This is a genomic window from Cognatishimia sp. (assembly GCF_049116455.1).
In the GTDB taxonomy this organism is placed as follows: domain Bacteria; phylum Pseudomonadota; class Alphaproteobacteria; order Rhodobacterales; family Rhodobacteraceae; genus Cognatishimia.
The window spans coordinates 76,419-99,860 of the sequence record NZ_JAGDYW010000003.1 but is presented as its reverse complement, the minus strand read 5'-3'; the positions used below and the strand labels follow the sequence as shown (position 1 = coordinate 99,860).

At 52.1% G+C, this 23,442-nt stretch carries 30 protein-coding genes and 1 tRNA gene; 27 read left to right on the top strand and 4 right to left on the bottom strand.

Annotated elements, in window-relative coordinates:
- The first annotated feature begins 296 nt into the window (after positions 1–296).
- The 5 genes from recA to JXQ85_RS05270 all read left to right on the top strand — a co-directional run bounded on the left by recA (position 297) and on the right by JXQ85_RS05270 (position 5,184).
- Positions 297–1,376 (top strand): recombinase RecA, encoded by a 1,080-nt coding sequence (gene recA / locus JXQ85_RS05290; RefSeq protein WP_421747839.1) that lies wholly within the window; start codon positions 297–299, stop codon positions 1,374–1,376.
- 132 nt (positions 1,377–1,508) lie between these two features.
- Positions 1,509–4,160: an alanine--tRNA ligase gene (alaS, locus tag JXQ85_RS05285; RefSeq protein ID WP_421747838.1), complete on the top strand. Its 2,652-nt coding sequence runs from the start codon at positions 1,509–1,511 to the stop codon at positions 4,158–4,160.
- Between the two features lie 9 nt (positions 4,161–4,169).
- On the top strand, positions 4,170–4,454 hold the full coding sequence (locus JXQ85_RS05280; protein ID WP_421747837.1) for a DUF1330 domain-containing protein: 285 nt from the start codon (positions 4,170–4,172) through the stop codon (positions 4,452–4,454).
- Positions 4,454–4,741, top strand: coding sequence for a DUF1330 domain-containing protein (locus tag JXQ85_RS05275; protein ID WP_421747836.1), 288 nt, complete (start codon positions 4,454–4,456; stop codon positions 4,739–4,741). The genes JXQ85_RS05280 and JXQ85_RS05275 overlap by 1 nt, the downstream gene beginning before the upstream one ends.
- Positions 4,742–4,800: 59 nt before the next feature.
- Positions 4,801–5,184 (top strand): VOC family protein, encoded by a 384-nt coding sequence (locus JXQ85_RS05270; RefSeq protein ID WP_421747835.1) that lies wholly within the window; start codon positions 4,801–4,803, stop codon positions 5,182–5,184.
- A gap of 67 nt (positions 5,185–5,251) precedes the next feature.
- Here the strand turns inward: JXQ85_RS05270 and typA are convergent, their stop codons facing one another.
- Positions 5,252–7,075 (bottom strand): translational GTPase TypA, encoded by a 1,824-nt coding sequence (gene typA, locus JXQ85_RS05265; protein ID WP_421747834.1) that lies wholly within the window; start codon positions 7,073–7,075, stop codon positions 5,252–5,254.
- Positions 7,076–7,254: 179 nt separating this feature from the next.
- Here typA and JXQ85_RS05260 point away from each other — a divergent pair, with 179 nt between their 5' ends.
- The gene (locus JXQ85_RS05260) at positions 7,255–8,031 is read left to right on the top strand and encodes a class II glutamine amidotransferase (protein ID WP_421747833.1); all 777 of its coding nucleotides are present in this window, start codon (positions 7,255–7,257) and stop codon (positions 8,029–8,031) included.
- On the opposite strand, the gene JXQ85_RS05255 is transcribed toward JXQ85_RS05260, so the two are convergent.
- The 3 genes from JXQ85_RS05255 to JXQ85_RS05245 are packed head-to-tail and all read right to left on the bottom strand — an operon-like array spanning position 8,028 to position 10,093.
- Positions 8,028–9,200: an HD domain-containing protein gene (locus tag JXQ85_RS05255; protein ID WP_421747832.1), complete on the bottom strand. Its 1,173-nt coding sequence runs from the start codon at positions 9,198–9,200 to the stop codon at positions 8,028–8,030. The two genes, JXQ85_RS05260 and JXQ85_RS05255, sit on opposite strands and share 4 nt — an antisense overlap.
- Complete coding sequence (locus tag JXQ85_RS05250) at positions 9,193–9,435, bottom strand: hypothetical protein (RefSeq protein ID WP_421747831.1); 243 nt, start codon at positions 9,433–9,435, stop codon at positions 9,193–9,195. The genes JXQ85_RS05255 and JXQ85_RS05250 overlap by 8 nt, the downstream gene beginning before the upstream one ends.
- A gap of 4 nt (positions 9,436–9,439) precedes the next feature.
- Positions 9,440–10,093: an alpha/beta hydrolase gene (locus JXQ85_RS05245; RefSeq protein WP_421747830.1), complete on the bottom strand. Its 654-nt coding sequence runs from the start codon at positions 10,091–10,093 to the stop codon at positions 9,440–9,442.
- A gap of 169 nt (positions 10,094–10,262) precedes the next feature.
- On the opposite strand from JXQ85_RS05245, the gene JXQ85_RS05240 reads away from it, so the two are divergent.
- The 21 genes from JXQ85_RS05240 (at position 10,263) to JXQ85_RS05140 (ending at position 23,441) form a co-directional block, all read left to right on the top strand.
- On the top strand, positions 10,263–10,727 hold the full coding sequence (locus tag JXQ85_RS05240) for an Rrf2 family transcriptional regulator (protein WP_421747829.1): 465 nt from the start codon (positions 10,263–10,265) through the stop codon (positions 10,725–10,727).
- Positions 10,724–11,764 carry a cysteine desulfurase family protein gene (locus JXQ85_RS05235; protein WP_421747828.1) on the top strand — a complete coding sequence of 347 codons (1,041 nt, stop codon included), beginning with the start codon at positions 10,724–10,726 and terminating at the stop codon, positions 11,762–11,764. Before JXQ85_RS05240 ends, JXQ85_RS05235 begins: the two co-directional genes overlap by 4 nt.
- Before the next feature lie 16 nt (positions 11,765–11,780).
- A complete protein-coding gene (sufB, locus tag JXQ85_RS05230) occupies positions 11,781–13,292 on the top strand; it encodes a Fe-S cluster assembly protein SufB (protein WP_421747827.1) in 1,512 nt (503 codons plus the stop codon).
- A gap of 20 nt (positions 13,293–13,312) precedes the next feature.
- Complete coding sequence (locus JXQ85_RS05225; RefSeq protein WP_421747826.1) at positions 13,313–13,543, top strand: hypothetical protein; 231 nt, start codon at positions 13,313–13,315, stop codon at positions 13,541–13,543.
- Position 13,544: 1 nt separating this feature from the next.
- Complete coding sequence (locus JXQ85_RS05220; protein WP_421747825.1) at positions 13,545–13,859, top strand: heavy metal-binding domain-containing protein; 315 nt, start codon at positions 13,545–13,547, stop codon at positions 13,857–13,859.
- A 201-nt stretch (positions 13,860–14,060) separates the two neighbouring features.
- Entirely contained in the window at positions 14,061–14,816 is a 756-nt protein-coding gene (sufC, locus tag JXQ85_RS05215; RefSeq protein WP_265020662.1) for a Fe-S cluster assembly ATPase SufC, read from the top strand.
- Positions 14,816–16,102, top strand: a complete 1,287-nt coding sequence (locus JXQ85_RS05210; protein ID WP_421747824.1) for a SufB/SufD family protein — start codon at positions 14,816–14,818, stop codon at positions 16,100–16,102. Before sufC ends, JXQ85_RS05210 begins: the two co-directional genes overlap by 1 nt.
- Positions 16,102–16,584, top strand: a complete 483-nt coding sequence (locus JXQ85_RS05205; protein ID WP_421747823.1) for a YIP1 family protein — start codon at positions 16,102–16,104, stop codon at positions 16,582–16,584. The genes JXQ85_RS05210 and JXQ85_RS05205 overlap by 1 nt, the downstream gene beginning before the upstream one ends.
- 3 nt (positions 16,585–16,587) lie before the next feature.
- On the top strand, positions 16,588–17,157 hold the full coding sequence (locus JXQ85_RS05200) for a YIP1 family protein (RefSeq protein ID WP_421747822.1): 570 nt from the start codon (positions 16,588–16,590) through the stop codon (positions 17,155–17,157).
- Entirely contained in the window at positions 17,157–18,377 is a 1,221-nt protein-coding gene (locus tag JXQ85_RS05195; RefSeq protein ID WP_421747821.1) for a cysteine desulfurase, read from the top strand. The genes JXQ85_RS05200 and JXQ85_RS05195 overlap by 1 nt, the downstream gene beginning before the upstream one ends.
- 200 nt (positions 18,378–18,577) lie before the next feature.
- Positions 18,578–18,654: transfer RNA gene (locus JXQ85_RS05190), tRNA-Arg, on the top strand.
- Between the two features lie 220 nt (positions 18,655–18,874).
- A complete protein-coding gene (locus JXQ85_RS05185) occupies positions 18,875–19,069 on the top strand; it encodes a hypothetical protein (protein WP_421747820.1) in 195 nt (64 codons plus the stop codon).
- 40 nt (positions 19,070–19,109) lie between these two features.
- A complete protein-coding gene (locus JXQ85_RS05180; protein ID WP_421747819.1) occupies positions 19,110–19,715 on the top strand; it encodes a recombinase family protein in 606 nt (201 codons plus the stop codon).
- 3 nt (positions 19,716–19,718) lie between these two features.
- Complete coding sequence (locus JXQ85_RS05175) at positions 19,719–20,243, top strand: hypothetical protein (RefSeq protein WP_421747818.1); 525 nt, start codon at positions 19,719–19,721, stop codon at positions 20,241–20,243.
- An 11-nt stretch (positions 20,244–20,254) separates the two neighbouring features.
- Positions 20,255–20,380 carry a hypothetical protein gene (locus JXQ85_RS05170; protein WP_421747817.1) on the top strand — a complete coding sequence of 42 codons (126 nt, stop codon included), beginning with the start codon at positions 20,255–20,257 and terminating at the stop codon, positions 20,378–20,380.
- A gap of 11 nt (positions 20,381–20,391) precedes the next feature.
- Positions 20,392–20,607, top strand: a complete 216-nt coding sequence (locus JXQ85_RS05165; protein WP_421747816.1) for a hypothetical protein — start codon at positions 20,392–20,394, stop codon at positions 20,605–20,607.
- A gap of 515 nt (positions 20,608–21,122) precedes the next feature.
- On the top strand, positions 21,123–21,323 hold the full coding sequence (locus JXQ85_RS05160; protein WP_421747815.1) for a hypothetical protein: 201 nt from the start codon (positions 21,123–21,125) through the stop codon (positions 21,321–21,323).
- A 487-nt stretch (positions 21,324–21,810) separates the two neighbouring features.
- Positions 21,811–22,011 (top strand): hypothetical protein, encoded by a 201-nt coding sequence (locus JXQ85_RS05155; protein WP_421747814.1) that lies wholly within the window; start codon positions 21,811–21,813, stop codon positions 22,009–22,011.
- A gap of 161 nt (positions 22,012–22,172) precedes the next feature.
- Positions 22,173–22,592 (top strand): hypothetical protein, encoded by a 420-nt coding sequence (locus JXQ85_RS05150; RefSeq protein WP_421747813.1) that lies wholly within the window; start codon positions 22,173–22,175, stop codon positions 22,590–22,592.
- Positions 22,593–22,604: 12 nt separating this feature from the next.
- Entirely contained in the window at positions 22,605–23,159 is a 555-nt protein-coding gene (locus tag JXQ85_RS05145; RefSeq protein ID WP_421747812.1) for a hypothetical protein, read from the top strand.
- Positions 23,160–23,228: 69 nt separating this feature from the next.
- Complete coding sequence (locus JXQ85_RS05140) at positions 23,229–23,441, top strand: hypothetical protein (protein ID WP_421747811.1); 213 nt, start codon at positions 23,229–23,231, stop codon at positions 23,439–23,441.
- Position 23,442 lies beyond the last annotated feature (1 nt).

Sequence of the window (23,442 nt, the reverse complement as noted above, 5' to 3'; positions counted from 1 at the left end):
ATCTGCATGCGGTCTAAGGGCTGTTGACATCGCGGTTGTTCCGGTCTTCGGGACCGCAAGAATAACGAGTTTTTCCTTCCAAAAAACAAGCATTTAGACGCCTCAATTCTGTATTTTCTGAATTTTGTTTAAGCGTAAACTATCGCTTAATGCTTTTGGTCAAAAGTATTTTAGACAGCAGATCAGAAAATTTTTTATTGCTTTGTTCTTGTTTTGATCTCATAACAAAAAGAACAAGGCAAGAACAAAGCCAATCATTGCCGCCTAAGCGCGGGTGTGGAATAAGGAAGCAACCAATGGCAACGGCAGATCTTTTGAATATGAGCAGCAAGAAATCATCCGACAAACAAAAGGCGCTTGATAGCGCACTGGCACAGATTGAACGCCAGTTCGGCAAGGGTTCAATCATGAAACTGGGTGATGGCAATGCCATCCAGGAAATCGAAGCAACATCCACAGGCTCCTTGGGTCTGGATATTGCCCTAGGTATCGGTGGATTACCTAAGGGGCGGATCGTTGAAATCTACGGACCTGAAAGCTCTGGTAAGACGACGCTGACGCTGCACTGCATCGCAGAAGAGCAAAAAAAGGGCGGTGTTTGCGCCTTTGTTGATGCCGAGCATGCATTGGATCCTCAATACGCCAAAAAGCTGGGCGTCGATCTGGATGAGCTGCTGATTTCTCAGCCAGACACTGGTGAGCAATCCTTGGAAATCGTGGACACTCTGGTGCGGTCTGGTGCGGTCAATATGGTTGTGGTCGACTCGGTTGCAGCCTTGACACCAAAGTCTGAACTTGAAGGCGACATGGGCGACAGCAGTGTTGGCGTTCAGGCGCGCTTGATGAGCCAAGCAATGCGCAAGCTGACCGGGTCAATCAGCCGCTCAAACTGCATGGTGATCTTCATCAACCAAATTCGGATGAAAATCGGCGTTATGTTTGGTTCTCCTGAAACCACGACCGGTGGTAACGCGCTGAAATTCTACAGTTCTGTACGTCTGGACATCCGTCGCATCGGCGCACTGAAAGACCGCGACGAAGTGGTCGGCAACGCAACCCGCGTGAAAGTGGTTAAGAACAAAGTTGCACCTCCCTTCAAACAGGTGGAATTCGACATCATGTATGGCGAAGGCATCTCGAAGATGGGTGAACTGCTTGATCTGGGTGTGAAGGCCGGGATCGTTGCGAAATCCGGTAGCTGGTTCAGCTATGGTGATGAGCGCATCGGGCAGGGGCGTGAAAATGCCAAGACCTTCCTCAAGGAAAATTCCCGCGTCGCGCTTGAGATCGAAGATAAGATCCGCGCCGCCCACGGGCTCGACTTTGAAATGCCGCCCGGCGTGGAAGACAATGACTCTTTGGTTGAAGACAACTAAAGCGCATAAAGACACCTTAAAGGCCGCGCACAGCGCGGCCTTTTTGCTTTCTAGACGTCGGGCTGTGGACACCTACGACAGCTAGGGCTAAACCATTCTGGAACGATTGAAACACGCCAGAAAGCCTGACGCATGCCAAGCCTAAACGACATCCGGTCAACCTTCCTGAATTACTTTGAAAAACAGGGACACGAAGTTGTTCCATCCAGCCCTCTGGTTCCACGCAATGATCCAACATTGATGTTTGTAAACTCGGGTATGGTGCAGTTCAAAAACCTGTTCACCGGGGTCGAAACCCGCGACTATCAGCGCGCCACATCTTCGCAAAAATGTGTGCGTGCCGGCGGGAAACACAATGACCTAGACAACGTTGGCTATACCGCGCGTCACCATACTTTCTTTGAAATGCTCGGCAACTTTAGCTTTGGCAATTATTTCAAAGAGCAGGCCATCCCCTTTGCCTGGGAATTGATCACCAAGGAATTCGGAATTCCAAAGGAAAAGCTTTACGTCACGGTTTATCACACAGACGACGAAGCCTTTAATATCTGGAAGAAAATCGGCGTTCCCGAGGAACGCATCATCCGGATCGCTACCAGCGACAACTTCTGGCAGATGGGGCCAACTGGCCCATGTGGTCCATGCACCGAGATCTTTTATGATCACGGCGAGCACATCTGGGGTGGCCCTCCGGGCTCGCCTGAAGAAGATGGTGATCGGTTTATCGAAATCTGGAACGTCGTTTTCATGCAAAACGAACAGTTCGAAGACGGTTCGATGAAAGCGTTGGACATGCAGTCCATTGATACAGGTATGGGGCTGGAACGCATTGGCGCGTTGCTGCAAGGCAGCCACGACAACTATGACACCGATGTGATGAAAGCCCTGATCGAAGCCTCTGCACATGCGACCTCGGTTGATCCATATGGCGATAAAAACGTGCATCACCGTGTGATTGCGGACCACCTGCGGTCGACGTCCTTCCTGATTGCGGATGGTGTAATGCCATCCAACGACGGTCGCGGCTATGTTTTGCGACGCATTATGCGTCGCGCCATGCGCCACGCACACCTATTGGGGGCAAAAGATCCGGTCATGCACCAGTTGGTTCCATCATTGGTGGGCCAGATGGGGGCGGCATACCCTGAATTGGGTCAGGCGCAGTCTTTGATCGAAGAAACTTTGAAGCTTGAAGAAACGCGCTTCAAACAGACATTGGACCGTGGTCTAAAACTGCTGGATGACGAACTGTCTGGCCTTGATGACGGTGCGCAACTGCCAGGTGCCGCAGCCTTCAAGCTATATGACACCTACGGCTTCCCGCTTGATCTCACGCAAGATGCGCTGCGTGAAAAGGGCCGCGAAGTGGACACTGACGGCTTTGATGCCGCTATGGCAGAACAGAAAGCCAAGGCACGTGCTGCTTGGGTAGGCTCTGGTGAAGCTGCAGACAGCACGATTTGGTTCGACATTGCTGAAGAAAATGGCACCACAGATTTCCTTGGTTATGACACCGAAGTCGCTGAAGGTCAGATCGCAGCCTTGGTAGCAGATGGCGCACAGGTCGATAAAACAGATGGCAAGGTTCAGATCATCCTAAACCAAACACCGTTTTATGCGGAGTCCGGTGGTCAGGTTGGCGACACTGGTGTGATCAGAACCGAGTCCGGCAGCGCGAAGGTGACAGACACAAAGAAAGCAGCCGGTGTTTTTATTCACATCGCTGAAGTGATCGAAGGCAGCATCGAAGTCGGGCAGGGCGCTCAACTAGATGTCGATCACACACGTCGCTCTGCGATCCGTGCGAACCACTCTGCAACACACCTCCTTCACGAGGCGTTGCGCAATGCGCTTGGGGATCACGTCGCACAGCGCGGCTCGTTGAACGCAGAGGATCGCCTGCGGTTTGACTTTAGCCACACCAAGGCGCTGACCGCAGAAGAACTGGCGCAGGTGAGCCAAGAGGTAAACACCTACATTCGCCAGAACACAGCTGTTGAAACCCGTATCATGACACCTGATGATGCGCGCGAGATCGGTGCGCAGGCGCTCTTTGGCGAAAAGTACGGCGATGAGGTCCGTGTTGTTTCGATGGGTCGGGCGGACACCGGCAAAGGACTTGATGGCGAGACTTACTCTTTGGAGCTTTGCGGGGGTACTCATGTTAAACAGACCGGCGATATCGGTGCGTTTGTTCTGCTTGGTGACAGTGCCTCCTCTGCAGGCGTACGCCGTATCGAAGCACTGACAGGCCCTGCAGCGGATGCACATTCCGCATCTGACGCCGCGCGCTTGAACGATGTTCTTGCGGTTCTGAAAGCGCAGCCAAGCGATGTGGTTGACCGCGTCAAAGGTCTTCTGGATGAACGCAAGTCATTGCAAAACGAAGTCGCCCAACTGCGCCGTGAACTTGCTATGGCAGGTGGTGCCGGCCAAGGCGGCGGATCAGAAGTTAAAGAAATCAATGGCATCAAGTTCGTAGCTCAAGTGCTTTCTGGTGTGTCTGGTCGTGATTTGCCTGCGTTGATTGATGAACATAAGGCCCGCATCGAAAGTGGTGCGGTCCTGTTGATCGCAGATGCCGATGGCAAAGCCGCCGTGGCCGCAGGTGTGACTAAGGACCTAACTGACAGCGTGAAAGCACCTGATCTGGTGCGGGCCGCCGTAGTTGAGCTTGGTGGCAAGGGCGGTGGTGGTCGTCCTGACATGGCACAGGGCGGCGCAAAGTCTACGGAAAATGCGGAGGCTGCAATTGCTGCGGCTGAAGCTGTCATCGCAGGGTAAGGAGTTACTATGCCAGCCTACATCATCGCAGGAATCAATGTCACTGACCCAGACGACTACATTAACTATGCCGGTCAGACGGTGAAATCTGCAGAGAAGGCTGGCGGTAGGTTTCTCGTTAAAGGCGGGGAACAGTACCTCTTGGAAGGTAACGTGCCCAATCGTCATGCTGTGATCGAATTTCCCAGCAAACAGGCTGCTTTGGACTGGTATAATTCAGATGAATACCAAGCCATTCTGCCCATCGCACTTCGCGCATCAGACCGCTATCTTATGATTGTTGAGGGCGTCTAATGCCAGCGCTCTGGATCAGCCACGTGACGGTCTCTGATCCAGAGGCCTATGCGGAATACGCCAAACGCGCGGTTCCCGTGATCGAAGCCATGGGCGGTGAATTCATCGCCCGCGGCGCAGAATTCAAGCAACTTGAAGGCCAAGGCGCTGAACGCCACACCATTGTGCGCTTCCCCGATTTGGCCAGTGCTGAGGCCTGTTACGAAAGCCCCGCTTATCAAAAGACCGTTGCTTTTGCTGATGGTGCGTCCGAGCGATCTTTGACCATCATCGAAGTCAGCGCATAAACCTCTCGGTAAAAACCTAAACTCATGGCATCCTAGATCGTGTGATTTAGGAGGTTCTCATGGCACTTGGTGCATTTTCAGTCAGTCTTTCCGTCAAAGATCTTAAAGCATCTATCGAATTTTATCAGACGCTTGGATTTGAACAGTTTCACGACATGTCAGAACACGGCTTTGCCATTTTGAAGAACGGCACAGCTGTGATTGGCCTGTTTCAAGGCATGTTTGAAGGCAATATCCTAACAATGAACCCGGGATGGGATCAAAGTGCGCAGGCGGTCGATGACTTTGAAGATGTAAGGGACATTCAGGCGCGCTTGCAAGCAGCAGGGCTTACCCTGGACAGCACAACCGACGTGAACAGCACGGGACCTGCCAGCATCACGCTCAGGGATCCTGATGGAAACGCCATCCTCTTTGATCAACACGTAGACCGTCCAAAATAAAAAGGGCCCGAAAGCCCTTTCATTTTTCTATAACTACTTTGGAAGTTTGGGGGCTAGCCCCCAATCCTTAACCGATTTTCTTAGACATCCGCTTACGCTCATGCGGGTCCAAATAGCGCTTACGAAGACGCACAGTGTTTGGTGTCACTTCAACCAGTTCGTCGTCATTGATGTAAGCAATCGCTTCTTCCAATGACAATGTCATCGGCGTGGTCAGGCGAACCGCTTCATCCGTCCCAGAAGCACGAACGTTGGTCAGTTTTTTACCTTTCAACGGATTCACTTCCAGATCATTTTCACGGCTGTGCTCGCCAATGATCATGCCAGTGTAAACATCCGCCTGCGCGCCGATCATCATCTTGCCGCGGTCTTCCAGGTTCCACAAAGCGAAGGCTACGGATTGACCGTTCTCCATGGAAATCAGAACACCTGCGCGACGACCAGGAATGGCGCCTTTGTAAGGGGACCAGCCGTGGAAAACACGGTTTAGAACGCCTGTACCACGCGTGTCGGTCAAGAATTCACCGTGATAGCCGATCAGGCCACGAGAAGGCACATGTGCGATGATGCGTGTCTTGCCAGCACCGGCAGGGCGCATCTCAACCAATTCACCTTTACGGGAACCGGTCAGCTTTTCGATCACGGCACCAGAGTATTCGTCATCCACATCGATAGTGGCTTCTTCAACCGGCTCGATCTTCTGACCATTTTCATCGTCGCGCATGATCACTTGCGGACGAGAAATAGACAGCTCAAAGCCTTCGCGACGCATGTTCTCAATCAGAACACCCATCTGAAGTTCGCCACGTCCAGAGACTTCGAACGCTTCGCCACCAGGGGTTTCAGCGATTTTGATCGCAACGTTGGATTCTGCTTCTTTCAGCAAGCGATCCCGGATCACACGAGACTGAACTTTTTTACCGTCACGACCCGCCAGAGGGGAGTCGTTGATGCCAAAGGTTACAGTGATGGTTGGCGGATCGATTGGCTGTGCATCCAGCGGCTCATCAACAGCCAGTGCACAAATCGTGTCAGCCACAGTGGCTTTCGCCATACCTGCTATAGAAACGATATCGCCCGCTTGCGCTTCTTCGATGTCTTGTTGTGCAAGGCCACGGAACGCTTGGATTTTGGTGACCCGGAAGCCTTCGATTTTTTGACCAACGCGAGACAACGCTTGAACGGTTGCGCCCACTTTCAGCGTACCGGATTCAACGCGGCCGGTCAGGATGCGACCCACAAACGGGTCAGATCCTAGGGTGGTTGCCAGCATACGGAAGTCTTCGCCTTGGCGCTTGATCTGCTTTGGCTCTGGCACATGGTTCACAATCAGGTTGAACAGGGCAGAGAGGTCAGAGCGTGGGCCGTCCAGCTCATGATCAGCCCAGCCAGAACGGCCAGATGCGTACATGTGTGGGAAGTCCAACTGATCTTCGGTTGCATCCAAGGACGCAAACAGATCGAAGCATTCATCCAGCGCACGGTCAGGCTCGGCGTCTGGTTTGTCGACTTTGTTCAGAACCACAATCGGGCGCAGCCCCAAAGCCAGCGCTTTGGAGGTCACGAATTTGGTCTGTGGCATCGGGCCTTCAGCCGCGTCCACCAGCAGAACCACACCGTCAACCATGCTCAGGATACGCTCAACTTCGCCGCCGAAGTCCGCGTGGCCCGGAGTATCCACGATGTTGATACGAGTGTTGTTCCACTCAACGCTGGTAGGTTTTGCGAAAATGGTGATGCCACGCTCGCGCTCTAGCGCGTCGGAGTCCATGGCGCGCTCGGCCACTTCCTGGTTCGCCCGGAAGGCTCCAGATTGTTTCAGTAGCTCGTCCACAAGCGTAGTCTTGCCGTGGTCAACGTGTGCGATGATCGCAATATTGCGAAGGTCCATGAGCCTGCCTCTTAAATGTTCTCGCGCGCCCTAACGCGAAGTGCCGCGAAAAGCCAGCCCAAAAGCATAGAAAGCCATTATGCTGTGCAAATCCGCCCTCGAAGATGTGCATCTGCTGCACTCGACAGGTAATTGTCTTGCCCAGTATCAAAGTCCGGACAATCAACCGGAGTTTAACTATGTGTCGTTGGGCCGCGTATATTGGTGCGCCGATCTTCCTTGAAGACATCATAACTTTGCCGCAACATTCATTGATTGCACAAAGCAAAGAAGCAACCGAGTGTAAAACAACCACCAACGGGGATGGTTTTGGAATTTCCTGGTACGGCTCACGTGAAGAACCCGGACTATACAGAGATGTTTTTCCAGCGTGGTCTGATCTAAATCTCAAAGCAATTGCCCATCAGGTTCAATCAGGTTTGTTTCTATCGCATGTGCGCGCTTCGACCGGCTCCTGCATTACACGGAACAACTGCCACCCCTTTGCAGCTAAGAATTGGACGTTCATGCACAATGGCCAAGTCGGTGGGTTTGAACACTTTCGCAAGGCCGCGGATATGGCGATTTCAGATGAGCATTACACCTTCCGAAAAGGCAGCACGGATTCAGAGGTTCTATTTCTGGTGGCCTTAGGCTTCGGACTGGATCGCGATTTCAAAACAGCGATGGAACAAGCTGTTGGAAAGCTAGAAACCATGAGCCGCGAAACCGGTGTCACGCCGCATATGCGATTATCAGCGGCCTATAGTGATGGTCATTCTCTATATGCTGCACGCTACAGCAGCGATCACATCGCGCCTTCGGTCTATTATCGCTACAGCGAAACACGTAATGGTTGGGCTGTCGTCTCTGAACCATTGGAAACAGACGAAAATGGTTGGACAGAACTTAAGCCAGGGAAGCTGTTGAAAATAGACAGCTCTGGTGCAGCCGAATTTGATTTTACCCCGAGTTAGTGAAGCTGATTTTCCAGAAACCACTCACGAATGCGGGTCTGAAGGTGCTCCCAAAGGGCAGGGGCACCTTTGGCGACCTTCCAACCTACTCGATCCTCAACCTGTTGATAAGATACCTTATATTCAACCCAAGAGGCGCCGCCGACTTCGAGGTTAGAAATACATGGCTGCACGCGATCAATAGATTTTGCAAAAACCGCATCATCGGTCTCTGCAGCCTCAAATTCATCCCAAAGTGCGCGCAGTTTTTGTCCCTGATCATCGGGCAATATCGAAAATAGACGATCAGCAGCGGCTTGTTCTTCAGCTTCAACATCCGCTTGGTTGTGATCGCCGTGGATGGGATTATCGCCGACATCGATTTCAACCAGATCATGGATCAGCAGCATTTGAAGCACGCGATCAATGTTGATCGGGCGGTGCGCATGTTCTGCCAAGATCATGGCGTACATGGCGATATGCCAGGAATGCTCGCCCGAGTTTTCGCGACGTGTGCCATCGCACAGCGTCGTGGCACGATAAACGGATTTTAACCGGTCGACTTCATTCAAGAAGGCGAGGCGCTGCTGGAAAGGCTGGGATCCTCGATCCTGTTGCCAGCCCAGCAGATGACTGGCCTCCGCAAAGGCGTCGGGAAAACCATCTTTCAAATGTGTTGCACGGCCAGATGTTAGATTGGCCTTCACCACATCAAGATGGTCGGCAACGGGCAGTTGATCGAGCTTGGCATTGAAGAGCGTCTGAAAAATCGGCTGGCAGCGATCCAGCATATTGGCGAAATATGCCGCCGGGGAAATGCCAGCATCAAACTCTAAGCGATCATTATGCAGCGTCTTGGCCTGCGTATCTGGCAGCAGTCCAAATATGCGCTCTGCGGCCTGAGTTTCTTTTTCCGCGACGACCTTCCAATCGGTTGCAAGATGGATCGGGTGATCTCCGGCATCGATTTCAACGATGTCATGCAGCAACAGCATGCGAATGGCCGCGGCCAGATCCGCATCCTCATGGGCAAAATCCCAGAAAATCAGCGCGTAAAGCGCGAGGTGCCAACTGTGCTCTGCAGAGTTTTCGACCCGCGACCCATCAAGGATCATATTCGCGCGGTCTACTGATTTCAGCTTGTCGATTTCGGTAAGGAAGGCGATCTGCCTTGCCAGCCGGTCAGTCATTAAGGTCAACTCCGGCGGCCTTGGCGGCTTTTGCTATTTTTTGATCCAACAGTTTGCGTGCCAGCGTTTCTGACGTGTGAACGCGCACCGCGGTCATGAAGGCCTCATGCATTTTGGAAGATGAGGCCTCCAACACGTTTCCGATTTCCTGCACCAAATTGATGTCGTCGGTTTCCTTCTGCACCAGCAGAACGTCCCGGGCGAGCTTTTCAGCGAGGGAATCGATGTAACTCATGTGTTTACCGTGTGTTTTCTGTCAGGCGACGTTTGACGTATTCCGTTGTGTTGCCAATCATCGTGTCCATATGTGGCTCTTCAAAGAAGTGGCCGGCACCTTCGATTTCTTGGTGCGTGATGGTGATGCCTTTTTGCTCGTGCAGCTTGTTCACGAGCGCCGTTGTGTCTGACGGAGGAGCAACACGATCATTCGTACCGTTGATGATCAAGCCAGAAGACGGGCAGGGCGCCAGGAAACTAAAGTCATACATATTGGCTGGTGGAGACACGGAGATAAAGCCAGTGATCTCTGGGCGGCGCATCAAAAGCTGCATTCCAATCCAAGCGCCAAAGCTAAAGCCGGCAACCCAGCAATGCTTCGAATTGCTGTTCATGGACTGTAGGTAATCCAGTGCGCTTGCCGCATCAGACAGCTCGCCGACACCTTGGTCATATTCACCTTGCGAACGACCAACGCCGCGGAAGTTAAACCGCAGAACTGTAAAGCCCATGTTGTAGAAGGCGTAGTGCAGGTTGTAGACAACCTTGTTGTTCATTGTGCCGCCAAATTGCGGGTGCGGATGCAGCACGATCGCAATCGGTGCGTCACGGTCTTTTTGTGGGTGGTAACGGCCTTCAAGACGACCTTCTGGTCCTGGAAAAATGACCTCGGGCATAGGTTTTCCCTGCTCCTGTTATTAGGGCGGTTGCATATCTTGACGGATTTGCTCAGCCACTTTAGAACGGTTCTAATTAATGTGTTTGGACGTGTGGTCCAACAGCGCTCATTGCGGTGTACGCTTTGTAGTGTTTCAGGTCAATCAATTCGCTCGGGGCAAGAGGGTTATGAAACTTTCGACCAAAGGCCGGTACGCTGTCGTTGCTCTTGCAGATATTGCCCTGCAACCCTCTGAAAAATTGGTGACATTGTCCGAAATCTCTGCGCGTCAGGATATTTCCCTCGCTTATTTGGAACAGCTTTTCGTAAAACTGCGCCGCGCTGAATTGGTGGAATCTGTACGCGGGCCGGGCGGCGGTTATCGATTGGCTAAACCTACATCTGAGATTCGTATTGTAGATGTTCTGTCAGCGGTCGATGAAACCGTTTCAGCATTGCATACCGGTGCTGGCGCATCTGGCGCGCAGTCCGGCTCTCGGGCGCAGTCGATGGCCAACCGTCTGTGGGAAGGTCTGTCGGCGCATGTTTACGTGTTTTTGCACCAAACACGCCTGTCTGATGTAATTGAAAACGGTCTTGCGCCATGTCCAGCCGTGCCAACTCTATTTCCTGTTGTGGATGATTGTGAATGAGAGCCTATCTCGACCATAACGCCACAACACCGCTACGCCCTGAGGCGCGAGAGGCGATGATCGCGGCGATGGACGTCGTCGGCAATCCGTCTTCCGTGCATGCGGAAGGTCGTAAAGCGAAATCACTGCTTGAAAATGCCCGCGCAGATGTCGCAAGCGCCTTTGGGGCGGATGGAGCGGATGTGATCTTCACGTCCAGTGCCACAGAAGCTGCTGCTTTGGCCATGGAAGGGCGCGACTTTGCTGGTTCATCAGTTGAGCATGATGCCGTAAGAGCTTGGATTGAAAGCGAATTAGCCGCTGATGCGAATGGCGTCGTCGAAATTGACGAGCCTTCCAAAGCTGTCTTGCAACTGGCGAATTCAGAAACCGGGATTATCCAGAAACTGCCTCAGGGCCTTGCGCTCTGCGATGCAACGCAGGCCTTTGGAAAGCTGCCAATCGCTTTCAATTGGCTGGGGTGCAAGATGGCGATTGTTTCCGCGCACAAGCTTGGTGGACCGAAAGGCATCGGTGCCTTGGTTGTGAAACGCGGCACGGACATCCAAACGCGCCTGAAGGGCGGCGGACAGGAAATGGGCCGACGCGCGGGCACCGAAAATGTCATTGGCGCTGCTGGATTTGCGGCCGCTGCCAAAGCCGCTGTACATGATTTGGAAAACGGGGTCTGGGACGAGGTGAAGCGCCTGCGCGATTTGCTGGAAACCACTCTTGCCAATGCTGCGCCAGACACCATCTTTATTGGACAGAATTCAGACCGTCTGCCCAATACTTCTTGCCTTGCAGTTCCCGGCTGGAAGGGCGAAACGCAGGTGATGCAAATGGATCTGGCGGGCTATGCCATTTCCGCAGGATCGGCCTGTTCGTCAGGCAAGGTCAAAGCAAGCGCCGTTTTAACGGCCATGGGATATGACGCCTCTGTGGCGTCCGGCGCAATCAGGGTCAGTCTTGGCCCGGATACGCGCGAAGAACAGGTATTGGGTTTTGCCGCCAAGTGGCTGGCCCAGTTGGAAAAACATCGCGCCAAGGCGGCGTGAGACTAGGAGGCGCGAGATGGCCACAATGGAACATACAGACGTCAAAGAGGGCGTAGATCAGGAAACTGTCGACGCCGTCCGCGAAGTCGGTGGCAAATATAAATACGGTTGGGAAACCGAGATCGAGATGGAGTACGCTCCGAAAGGTCTGAATGAGGACATCGTGCGTCTGATTTCTGAAAAGAATGAAGAGCCTGAGTGGATGACCGAATGGCGTCTGGAGGCCTTCAAACGCTGGCAGACCAAAGAAGAGCCGAAATGGGCCATGGTCAACTACCCTGAGATCGATTTTCAGGACCAGTATTACTATGCGCGCCCGAAATCCATGGAGACAAAACCAAAGTCTCTGGATGAGGTCGATCCTAAGCTTCTGGAAACCTACAAAAAGCTAGGTATCCCATTGAAAGAGCAGGCCCTTTTGGCCGGCGTTGAAGCCCCAGAAGAAGAGCGCAAAGTTGCCGTGGATGCTGTGTTTGACTCTGTTTCTGTTGGCACGACGTTCCAAGAAGAGCTGAAAAAAGCCGGCGTGATCTTCTGTTCCATCTCTGAGGCCATCAAAGAGCATCCAGAGTTGGTGAAAAAATACCTCGGCTCCGTGGTTCCAGTGTCTGACAACTTCTATGCCACGCTGAACTCAGCGGTCTTCTCTGATGGGTCTTTCGTCTACATCCCGCCAAACACGCGCTGCCCAATGGAGCTGTCTACCTATTTCCGCATCAACGCGGAAAACACTGGCCAGTTCGAACGCACGCTGATCATCGCAGACAAGGGCTCTTACGTGTCCTATCTGGAAGGCTGTACAGCACCACAGCGCGACACAGCCCAGCTGCACGCAGCCGTGGTTGAGATCATCATCGAAGAAGATGCCGAAGTGAAATACTCCACCGTTCAGAACTGGTTCCCCGGTGATGAAGAAGGCAAAGGTGGGATCTATAACTTCGTGACCAAACGCGCCGATTGCCGTGGCGACCGGGCGAAAGTGATGTGGACACAGGTTGAAACCGGTTCTGCCGTGACCTGGAAATACCCATCCTGCATCCTGCGCGGCGACGACAGCCAGGGCGAGTTCTACTCGATCGCGATTGCCAACAACCACCAGCAGGCCGATACCGGCACAAAGATGATCCACTTGGGCAAAAACACCAAGTCGCGCATCGTGTCGAAAGGGATTTCTGCCGGTGTGGCGCAGAACACCTACCGTGGTCTGGTGTCTATGCACCCGAAAGCCAAGAATTCTCGCAACTACACGCAATGTGACAGCTTGCTGATCGGCGACAAATGCGGGGCGCACACCGTTCCGTATATCGAGGTCAAAAACAACAGCTCTCGCGTTGAGCATGAGGCGACGACATCCAAAGTGGATGATGAGCAAATGTTCTACTGCCGCCAGCGTGGCATGGACGAAGAAGAGGCCGTCGCATTGATCGTGAACGGTTTCGCCAAGGAAGTGCTGCAAGCACTGCCGATGGAATTCGCCATGGAAGCGCAGCAGCTGGTTGCTATTAGCTTGGAAGGGTCTGTGGGTTAACCCCTATTGCGGAGCGAACGATGGTTAAGACGTCAAATAGATACGAATATTTCAGTGCATTTGCGACAACTGTGTTCACTGGAGTAGCGCATCCGTTTGTGATGACATTTATGGACTACGACACATTTTCCATGGCCCATGTTTTAGAAGTTGCTAAATCAGATACGCCGTTCTTTGTCGCCATCTTCGCTGCCATAAATTTTGGAATGGCTTGGTTTACGAATTGGCGCGCATCCAAGAAGGAAACGTAAAATGATCATTACCACCACAAATTCCGTCGAAGGACGTAGCATCACAGATTACTGCGGCATTGTCGTAGGCGAGGCGATCATGGGCGCGAATGTTGTGCGCGATGTGTTTGCCTCGATCACCGACATCGTGGGTGGCCGGTCTGGCGCATATGAAAGCAAGTTGCAGGATGCGCGCGACACAGCGCTGCGCGAGTTGGAAGAGCGTGCACATGCAAAAGGCGCAAATGCGGTTGTGGGCGTGGATCTCGACTACGAAGTGGTTGGCCAATCCATGCTGATGGTCTCGGCTTCTGGCACTGCGGTGGTACTCAGCTAATGCTGCGGGCGATGATCATGGGGGCCTGCACGACCGGTCTGTTTTGTGCCGGTTTTGCCTTCGTGATCAGCCAAGTCGCTCCGATGCTCACAAATACACAAGTGCTGACGACAAGTTTTGTCAGCGGATTTTTAGGGTCGGTTGTGGCCCAGGTACTAATCAAGAGATGACCGCCGTAGCGCGGCGGATGAGGAAAAGAACATGTTGGAAATCAAAGGCCTGAAGGTCAAACTTGAAGACGAAGACAAACAAATCCTAAAAGGCGTCGACCTGAAAGTCGAAGCTGGCAAGGTGCACGCGATCATGGGTCCGAACGGCTCTGGTAAATCCACATTGTCTTACGTTCTGTCTGGCCGTGATGGCTATGAAGTGACCGAAGGCGAAGCATCCTTGGGTGGCGAAGATCTGCTGGAACTCGAAGCAGAAGAGCGCGCGGCGCTGGGTCTGTTCCTTGCCTTCCAATATCCGGTTGAAATTCCAGGTGTGGGCAACATGACCTTCCTGCGCACAGCAGTAAATGCACAGCGCAAGGCACGTGGCGAAGAAGAACTCTCTGCGGCTGACTTCCTCAAGGAAATCCGCGCCAAGGCGAAAACGCTGAAAATCGACGCGGACATGCTGAAGCGTCCAGTGAACGTTGGCTTCTCTGGTGGTGAGAAGAAGCGGAACGAAATCCTGCAGATGGCGATGCTGGAACCAAAGATGTGCATCCTAGACGAAACAGACTCTGGTCTGGACGTGGATGCGATGAAACTCGTTTCCGAAGGTGTGAACGCCCTGCGTGACGAAGGCCGTGGATTCCTTGTAATCACCCACTACCAGCGTCTGCTGGATCACATCAAACCAGACGTTGTGCATATCATGGCAGACGGTCGCATTGTGAAAACCGGCGGCCCAGAGCTGGCGCTTGAAGTTGAAAACAACGGTTACGCCGACATTCTGGCGGAGATTGCGTAATGGGTTTTCTGGAACAGAAACAGGAAGCGACGGCGGCGCTGTTGGACGGCGTTTCCGTGCCAACCGGGGCAGGGTGGATCACCGAGATCCGCGATGCAGCCATGGCGCGCGTTGTCGACAATGGCCTGCCTGATCGTCGCGACGAATATTGGAAATACACCCGTCCAGACACTTTGACCGTGCAAGATGCCCCAGTGGCCGCGCCGTTTGAACACGGCGAAGCACCAATGTTTGACGAAATCGACCGCCTCAAGGTTGTTTTCGTAGATGGCATCTTTGATGCAGGCCTGTCTGATAATCTGGAAGGCGAAGGCTTTACCATCGAATGCCTGTCTGACATCGTATCCAAAGACATTCACTGGGCCAAAGACCTTTACGGTCAACTGGAAGCCAATGGCCAGACACCCGTGCAACGTCCGCTTGCCGCGCTGAACACAGCCTTGGCAGAGGACGGCATCGTGATCCGAGTGACTGGCAAAGTCACCCGTCCGGTTAGTTTTATCTACAATCACGAAGATGAAGCCTCTGACGCGATCCTGCACCATGTGATCAAGCTTGAAGAAGGCGCATCCTTAACCGTGCTTGAAAACGGCCCAGCAGCGGCGCGTATCAACAAAGTCATGGAAGTCGACGTGGCTGACAAAGCCGAGTTCCACCATGTGCGTGCACAGGGGCGGGACCACGAGCGCCGGGCAGTGACCCATATCTTTGCGCGCACCGGTACAGAGTCCGTGTTCAAATCCTTCACTCTGACGGTGAATGGCGTTCTGACCCGCAACGAATGCGTACTTGAAATTCTTGGTGATGACGCTTTAGTGCATGTGGCCGGTGCCTGTGTTGGCGATGGCGATTTCCACCACGACGACACTGTGTTCATCACCCACGACGCACAGAACTGCGAAAGCCGTCAGGTGTTTAAAAAGGTGTTGCGCAACGGGGCGACCGGCGTTTTCCAAGGCAAAATCCTTGTGAAGCCGGATGCGCAGAAAACCGATGGCTATCAGATGAGCCAATCGCTGCTTTTAGATGAAGACAGCCAGTTCCTCGCCAAGCCCGAGCTGGAAATCTATGCCGATGACGTGGCCTGTTCACACGGTTCTACATCTGGCGCGATTGACGAAGAGGGCATGTTCTATCTGCGCGCCCGTGGCGTGCCTAAAGACATCGCGACTGACCTTATGACACTGGCCTTCCTTGCAGAAGCCGTGGAAGAGATCGAGAACGACGCTTTGTCAGAATGCATTCTGACCCGCCTTGAAGGCTGGCTCGAGCGTCGTCGCGGCTGATGTCTGTCACACGCGACATCCTAGCGACCTATCGCAAACCAAAGTCTGTCGCCCTTCGGCGGCAGGCGGATGGCCCGCGCGAAGATCGCGCTTTGGCAGTCTTGATGTCCGCCTGCATCGTGATTTTCGTGGCGCAATGGCCGCGTTTGTCTCGCGAGGCGCATCTTGCTGAAACCGACATTATGCCTTTGATCGGCGGCGCGTTGATGGGCTGGGTCTTTATGGCTCCGTTGTTCTTTTATGCGCTGGCTTTCGTAAGCCAGATCATCCTGAAAGCCCTTGGCGGCACGACAGGCTACAAAGCGCGTATGGCGCTGTTCTGGGCATTGTTGGCCGGAAGTCCACTTGCGTTGTTCAATGGGCTCGTTGCTGGGTTCATCGGACAAGGCTTGCTGAACAATGTCTTTGGGTTCCTATGGCTTGCAGCCATGTTGAGCTTTTGGTTTGCAGGGCTTTCAGCAGCACGTGAAGAGGCAGCTTAAACGATGTGGAAGCAACTGTTCATCGATACGATCAAAGCCCCAAAACAAGCGGCACGTCAGGTTCTGGCGCTCGAGCTTGATGGGCCTACGATCTGGCAAGGTCTGGCGCTTGCGACAATCCTAAACGCAGTCGTTTTTGTGGTGACCATTCTGGCCTTTCCACCGGCAGCTCCGCCAATGGTATTGACGATCTCACCAGTCACATTGGCAGTGATGTTTTTCACAAGCATGTCCATTGGGACGATCAGCCTCTTTTGGGGCGGTCGAATAGTAGGCGGCATCGCCAGCTTTAACGATCTTCTAGCGTTAGTGACATGGCTTCAATACATGCGCCTCGCCGTGCAACTGGGTGGGTTTGTCTTGATGATCGCCGCACCAAGCGTTGCGCTTTTGCTCACATCTCTGGCTTTGCTTTACGGCGTGTGGATCTTGCTGAACTTCATCTACGAAGCGCAAGGTTTTGATTCCTTTGGAAAAGCCATGGCAAACCTGTTGCTTGGCTTTGTGGGTCTTGTCTTTATCTTCTCTATTCTCATCTCTTTCCTTGGCTTTGGACCGACTGGAACACCCTGATGTACGACGTGCAAAAAGTCCGCGCGGATTTCCCTATCCTGTCGCGTGAGGTTAATGGCAAACCGCTGGTCTATCTGGACAACGGTGCCTCCGCGCAAAAGCCGCAAGTTGTGATTGATGCAATTACCAATGCCTATGCGCAGGAATACGCAAATGTACATCGCGGGTTGCATTACCTCAGCAATCTCGCGACCGAGAAATATGAATCCGTGCGCGGCACCATTGCACGATTTTTGGGCGCCGCTGACGAAGACGAGATCGTTCTGAATTCCGGCACCACCGAAGGCATCAATATGGTCGCCTATGGCTGGGCTATGCCACAGTTGCAGGCGGGTGATGAAATCCTGCTAAGCGTCATGGAACACCACGCCAATATCGTGCCGTGGCATTTCCTGCGCGAGCGTCAGGGCGTGGTTCTGAAATGGGTCGATGTGGCAGCCGACGGCAGCCTTGATCCGCAGGCGGTCATTGACGCCATGGGTCCAAAAACCAAACTTGTGGCCATCACGCAATGTTCCAACGTTTTGGGCACAATGGTTGATGTAAAAACCATCACCACCGAAGCGCATGAGCGCGGCATTCCGGTGCTGGTCGACGGCTCGCAGGGTTCTGTTCATGCGCCTGTGAATGTGCAAGACATCGGTTGTGATTTCTATGCAATTACTGGCCACAAGCTTTATGGCCCTTCCGGCTCTGGCGCGATCTACGTCAAGAAAGAGCGTATGGCCGAAATGCGCCCCTTCATTGGCGGCGGCGATATGATCAAAGAGGTCAGCAAAGACGCGGTGATCTACAACGATCCGCCGATGAAATTCGAAGCAGGCACTCCGGGTATCGTGCAGACCATCGGGTTTGGTGTTGCTCTGGAATACCTGATGGACATCGGTATGGACAACATTGCTGCCCATGAAAACGCTCTGCGTGACTATGCGGCTGATAAGTTCAAAGGTCTGAACTGGCTCAACATTCAAGGTCACGCGCCAAACAAAGCGGCGATCTTTAGCATGACCTTGCAGGGCGCGGCCCATGCGCATGACATCTCAACCATTCTGGACAAACGCGGCGTGGCCGTCAGGGCAGGGCATCACTGTGCCGGTCCACTGATGGATCACCTCGGCGTCAGTGCCACCTGCCGCGCGTCCTTTGGCATGTACAACACCACAGATGAGATCGACACTTTGGTGGATGCGCTTGAACTCGCACACGAGCTACTGGCCTAGTAAGCATATTCCGCCGCAGGCCTTTTTCCGGCTTGCGGCGAAAATTCCTCAGGCTATAACGAGCCTTAGGCACCTGTAGCTCAGCTGGATAGAGCGCTGCCCTCCGAAGGTCATGTTCTATCCATATTAAGCTATTGGTTTTAAAAGATAAAATATTGGAAAATGTGCTCTATTTCTGGGGCACTGCTCCATAAAAGAGCGGTCCCGTAGCTCAGCTGGATAGAGTGCTCGCCTCCGAAGCGAGAGGTCACAGGTTCGAATCCTGTCGGGACCGCCATATTTCTAGAAATATCGCATAGAACGTTTTTTCTTTTGGGCAGCGGTCCATCGCACATGGTATTATCCTGTAATGTGGCGGTTTCTGTATTAAGTTTATGTTGTAATAAATATTACAATAACTATGGTAATAAATATTGCAACAAAAATTGTTGTAATTTTTATTGCAACAGAAAGTTTGAGCGGGATAGATGGTGGAGAACGCGGAATCAGAGGCGCAAATGGGTCGACCACCTAAGAAAGACAGTCAAAAACGCAGGAACCGCATGGTTTTACTGTTCACTGACGGTGAGCTTGACCTGATCAAAGATCACATTGAAGCCTATGGGTACGACGGCCAGAACGACTTTGGCCGGAAAGCAATTCTCGAAAAGGTTGTGTCCATAAAGCGTTCCATCAATACTCAGGAGGATTGATTTAGGATGTAGTAAAAGCATAACCGATTCCCGGCCCAAAGTGGGATATGCCCGCGTTTCGACTTCTGAGCAGAACTTGGAAAACCAAATTGAAGCGCTAGAGCATTACGGGGTCTCTCGTGACATGATCTACACCGACAAGATGACCGGCGGGACTATGAAGCGCCCCGGTTTGCAAAAAGCACTCAGGATGGCCTTGATGCTCAAAGCTGACTTCTGTGTGTGGAAGCTCGATAGGTTAGGGCGCACCACAATGGGCATTCTTAGCACTGTCCAGCTTTTCGAAGATAACGAAGTGACATTGATCAGTGTGACTGAGCCTCTGGACCTTTCAACGCCAACCGGAAAACTCTTGGTTACTCAGCTTGCCAGTTTCGCAGAGCTTGAACGCAACTTGATCCAAGAGCGCACAATGCGCGGTTTAGAGCAGGCTCGGGCAGAAGGGCGGATACCTGGGCGACCTGAAAGCATGACTGAGGAGCGCAAGGCGCGGGCCATTGAAATGCTAGGCGCGGGCGCAACCATCAAGGCCATATTGGCCGAATTGAAGACGATGCCGGGGCCAACGATTGGCCGAACAAAGGTTTATAACTGGGTGAAGGATTACAGAATGTTGCATCCCGAAGACCCGACAGACGATAGGTAGGATATGATCCCGATCAATCGACTTGGGGCTGCGCCCGATGAATTCAAATTATCTCTAGGCGAAGTGTGTATCCGCTGGAGCGAAGTGGAGCACATGATTGTCCTTTTGTTCTGTGGGGTAATGCGAATTCACTATGCCGCAGGCAAGCATGCACTTCATAACGCCACAAATATTAACATGCGTCTTAATATGGTTCGAAATGCCATCGAAGAATTTCCTCCACACAAAGATGGGTTCCTTGAGGACTTTGATAAGCAAGGTACAGAGCTAAGAAAACTGGCATCGAGGCGCGCTAAGTTTGTGCATGGCCGCTGGGTTACAATGGCGAATGGTGAAGTGCGCTTGTTGCGCCCATCGGGGAAGCAGGGGGATGCCAAAGCTGATCGTGTCGTCAGGATTTCTGAATTGGCCCATTTGTCGGCTTCAATTGATCGTCTCTATCGAGAATTCGCAGCGTTGACAAATGAAGTTAGGCCGATCCCTGAGTTGCCCGATGAGCTAAAGTCGCGGCAATCAATTAGTTCATAAAAGGAGCAGCTATGCGCAAGATGATCGAGAAAGCCCGCATTCACATCGGCAGCGCCTTGATCGGTTTGGGTGTCCTGATCGCTCCCGATAGCTATTTCAAAGCGCTGCTGAAAACCATCAAAGAAGAATCCATTTAAGGAGTTTGTAATTGGTTATTTTACTGCGCATTTTTGGTTGGTTTTGGCTGTCAGTGACAGTTGCAAACGCCGCGTTGAAGGTCTTCGGGACAGTAGAGACAATCCAGCGTTACGCCGGCGGAAGCCGGAACTTAGACCTTAACCTGCTGACGATTGCTATTTGTCTGGTGTTTCTTGCCTTGGCGTCGATACTCTCGGAAGTGCGGGCGCTAAAAGAGTCCAACTAAGGAGAACTTATGCTTAGGAGCATTTCAATTGGGTTCGCATCCTTACTTTTGGCTGGATCGGCAAGTGCTGAAATTTGGCTGAGCTGCGAAACGCAAAACAGCCATCTCTTTCCATCATCGGCTGAAAAGCCACCCTACTTGGAAATAACTGGCTCTCATAGGAACATTTCGGAGGGAATAATTAGATCCGGGCGTGAAGTGCGGAATCTAAACTGCAGTCGAAATGTGCATGAAGATCCGGGAATTGTCACTTGTATAGGGATTCGGGTGACTGGCCCTGTCTTGCTCACGGAAACTGTAGTTGTCGCAACTGATCAGGAAAATCCGTTGGCAGTTGTCACGAGCGCCTTAATCGGGGAAGGGGCGCTACTTGCACCTGCGACGACATCTAGGGTGGCTTTGAATTGTTCAGTTAATGCTTTTCAAGAGATATTGGGGTCAAAGGTAAAGCCACGTAGTAAGAACGATGATCTAATCATAGAGGCAAAATAAGAAGTCCATAAAAGGAGCAAAGCATGTTTGAAGGTATTATGGCGACAATATTCTTCGCCATTTTTATTCTGCTAGTTTGGGCTCTGTTTTCTCACATTGGTGACATGGCGCGTCGTCGAGATCATAATCCTTGGGGGTGGTGGTTCCTGTCTGTTGCATGGTCACCATTTGGCTCGATCTTCATCCTCTGGGCGTTTTTCCCTATTAAGAATGAATCCATTTAAGGAGCAACTTGGCTGGTGAAGTCTTACCTATTCTGAGGAGCGCCCGTCATATCTAATTCGAATTCCTGTGAACGCGCCGCATTCTTTGAACCGATAGCTTTCGCGGAGTGTTCCTCCCAAAAGAAATGCATATGGTCTAGCGTAGTGTAGCCTATACACCCAATTCTGATTGCCCTGTTCGGTCTCTCTTAAAAGGCACGTTTTGAAGTTATAAATCCCGAATTCCGACCCAAATCGATAGTATGAGTGCATATCGTAACCCGGCCCAAGCTCAGCTTCACCAACGTGGCTCTCAAGGTAAAATTCGGCATTTTCAATTCGATTGTGAGCGAGGCCCGCAAGGAGAAAATCAGCGATTATCAGAGGAACCAGTAAGAACTTGCAGAAGAAAAACAGCTTTGATTTCATATGAGTATTGGTAACGCTGTAGTGAAGAATTTAAAAACACTTTTGAAACAGTCATAGTCCGACAAAGGAGTTGATTTAAATGGTTATGTTGATGCGTGGTATCGGCTGGTTTGGTGTCTTTATTGGCGGTTTAAATGCCGGGATTAAGCTGTTTGGCAGTGATGAGGCGCTTCAAGCAATGGCGGGCAACAGCCGAGACCTTGACCTCAACATCACAATTCTTGCGTTTAGCATCATATTCTTGGCGCTCGCTGCGATTTTAGAAGCGGTGCGGGATTAAGGGTTTCCAAGCGCACCCCTCGGTGCGCAAGGATGGGTCGAGCGCGTGCATCCTTAGTGTTCGTCCCAAATATTCCCGGCGTGGCTTTCCTGAGCGCGTCGGGTAGGGATGGGTTTTTCGAGGGGATGACCCGCCCCGCAATCCAAGTAAGGAGTTGCAATTTGAGTGCGGAAGAACTTAAGAAGAAGCACGAGCGCGCCAAGTTTTATGCGAACACAACGCTTCAAATGGCGGCGCTTTTCGGAGTTGCAGCCGTAATCTTCACTGCGGCTTACGATTACTTTGTTTGTTGGCAGGGGACTTGGAGAGTAATCGTAGCGCTTCCTGTTGCGCTCTTGGCTTTCGGCGTTTTTAGGTGCGCACTGTATTTGTATGAAACGGCCTTGGACACAATCTTTGATGGACCGAGTGAAAGGCCTTCCGGCTTTGTATGGCGTATTTGGTTTTTAGCTGCCCCAATCGTGGTGGGGGTGTTGCAGTTTTCTATTATCGACGTAGTTTTTCATTCGTTTCGGGCTTCGTATGATGCGCCGGTCTGTGAGGCAAATCTCCCAACATCTGAATTAGTAGAATCCAACTAAGGAGCGGCCTGTATGGGTTTTGTTTGGAGAGCACCTTTTGTGATCTTCGCTGCGTTCGGGTTTTTGTCGCTGTCTACTGGCGGTGGCGTAATGCAGGTAGATAGCAATGTTGAGGCTTGGATTAAAATCTGGAACTCAATTACAATACCATTCTGGCGTTTTGTTTTGTGGCCAATCGAAAATCTTGTAAGCGAAGGTATCCCTGAGCTAATTCTGAACTGGCTCAGCATTGGTGTAATAGTTTACGGTATGGCATTGCGTTACCACAAATCGGTAATGGACTACTCCGAGCGAGCAGAGGCCGTTAGCAAGTCGCCAATTAGTTTGCGTGCCATATTCATCTTCCTTGGTTTTCTTTTTCTTTTTTTGATAATCTGGCCCGCCTACCTTTTCATGATGTCAATGTTCTCGGTTTTGCTTTTGCTTTTGCCAAATCCGGATGGGGAACCTGTAGTTGACGAAGCAAGAAGGTCATTTGCCATTTTCTGGGAAACCGCTGTCTGGTTTTTTCTGATTGTCGCCATTAATTATGCTCTCTTGTTTCGTGCAGGGGAGCTAAGGTGGTAGGGCAATGAGGCTATCAAGTGGATGAGCGCTTGCGTCAGTCGGGGCCTAAATCCAATAAAGGAGCAAGGCGTGTTTGTTGAGCTGCATCCAATCAAAGATCACGGCGTTGATTTGCCAGCGGTTTGCGGCTGCGCGTGCTTTGGTCTGATGCTTCCCCGCAAGATTTTGTCGATGTCGATCGAGGGATTCGAAGCCATGCCGGATGACCATTTTTACGGTTGGCTAGGCGATAATGACGATGAGGCTCCGTTTGCTTGGCGCGACCGGCGACCAACTTATTGAG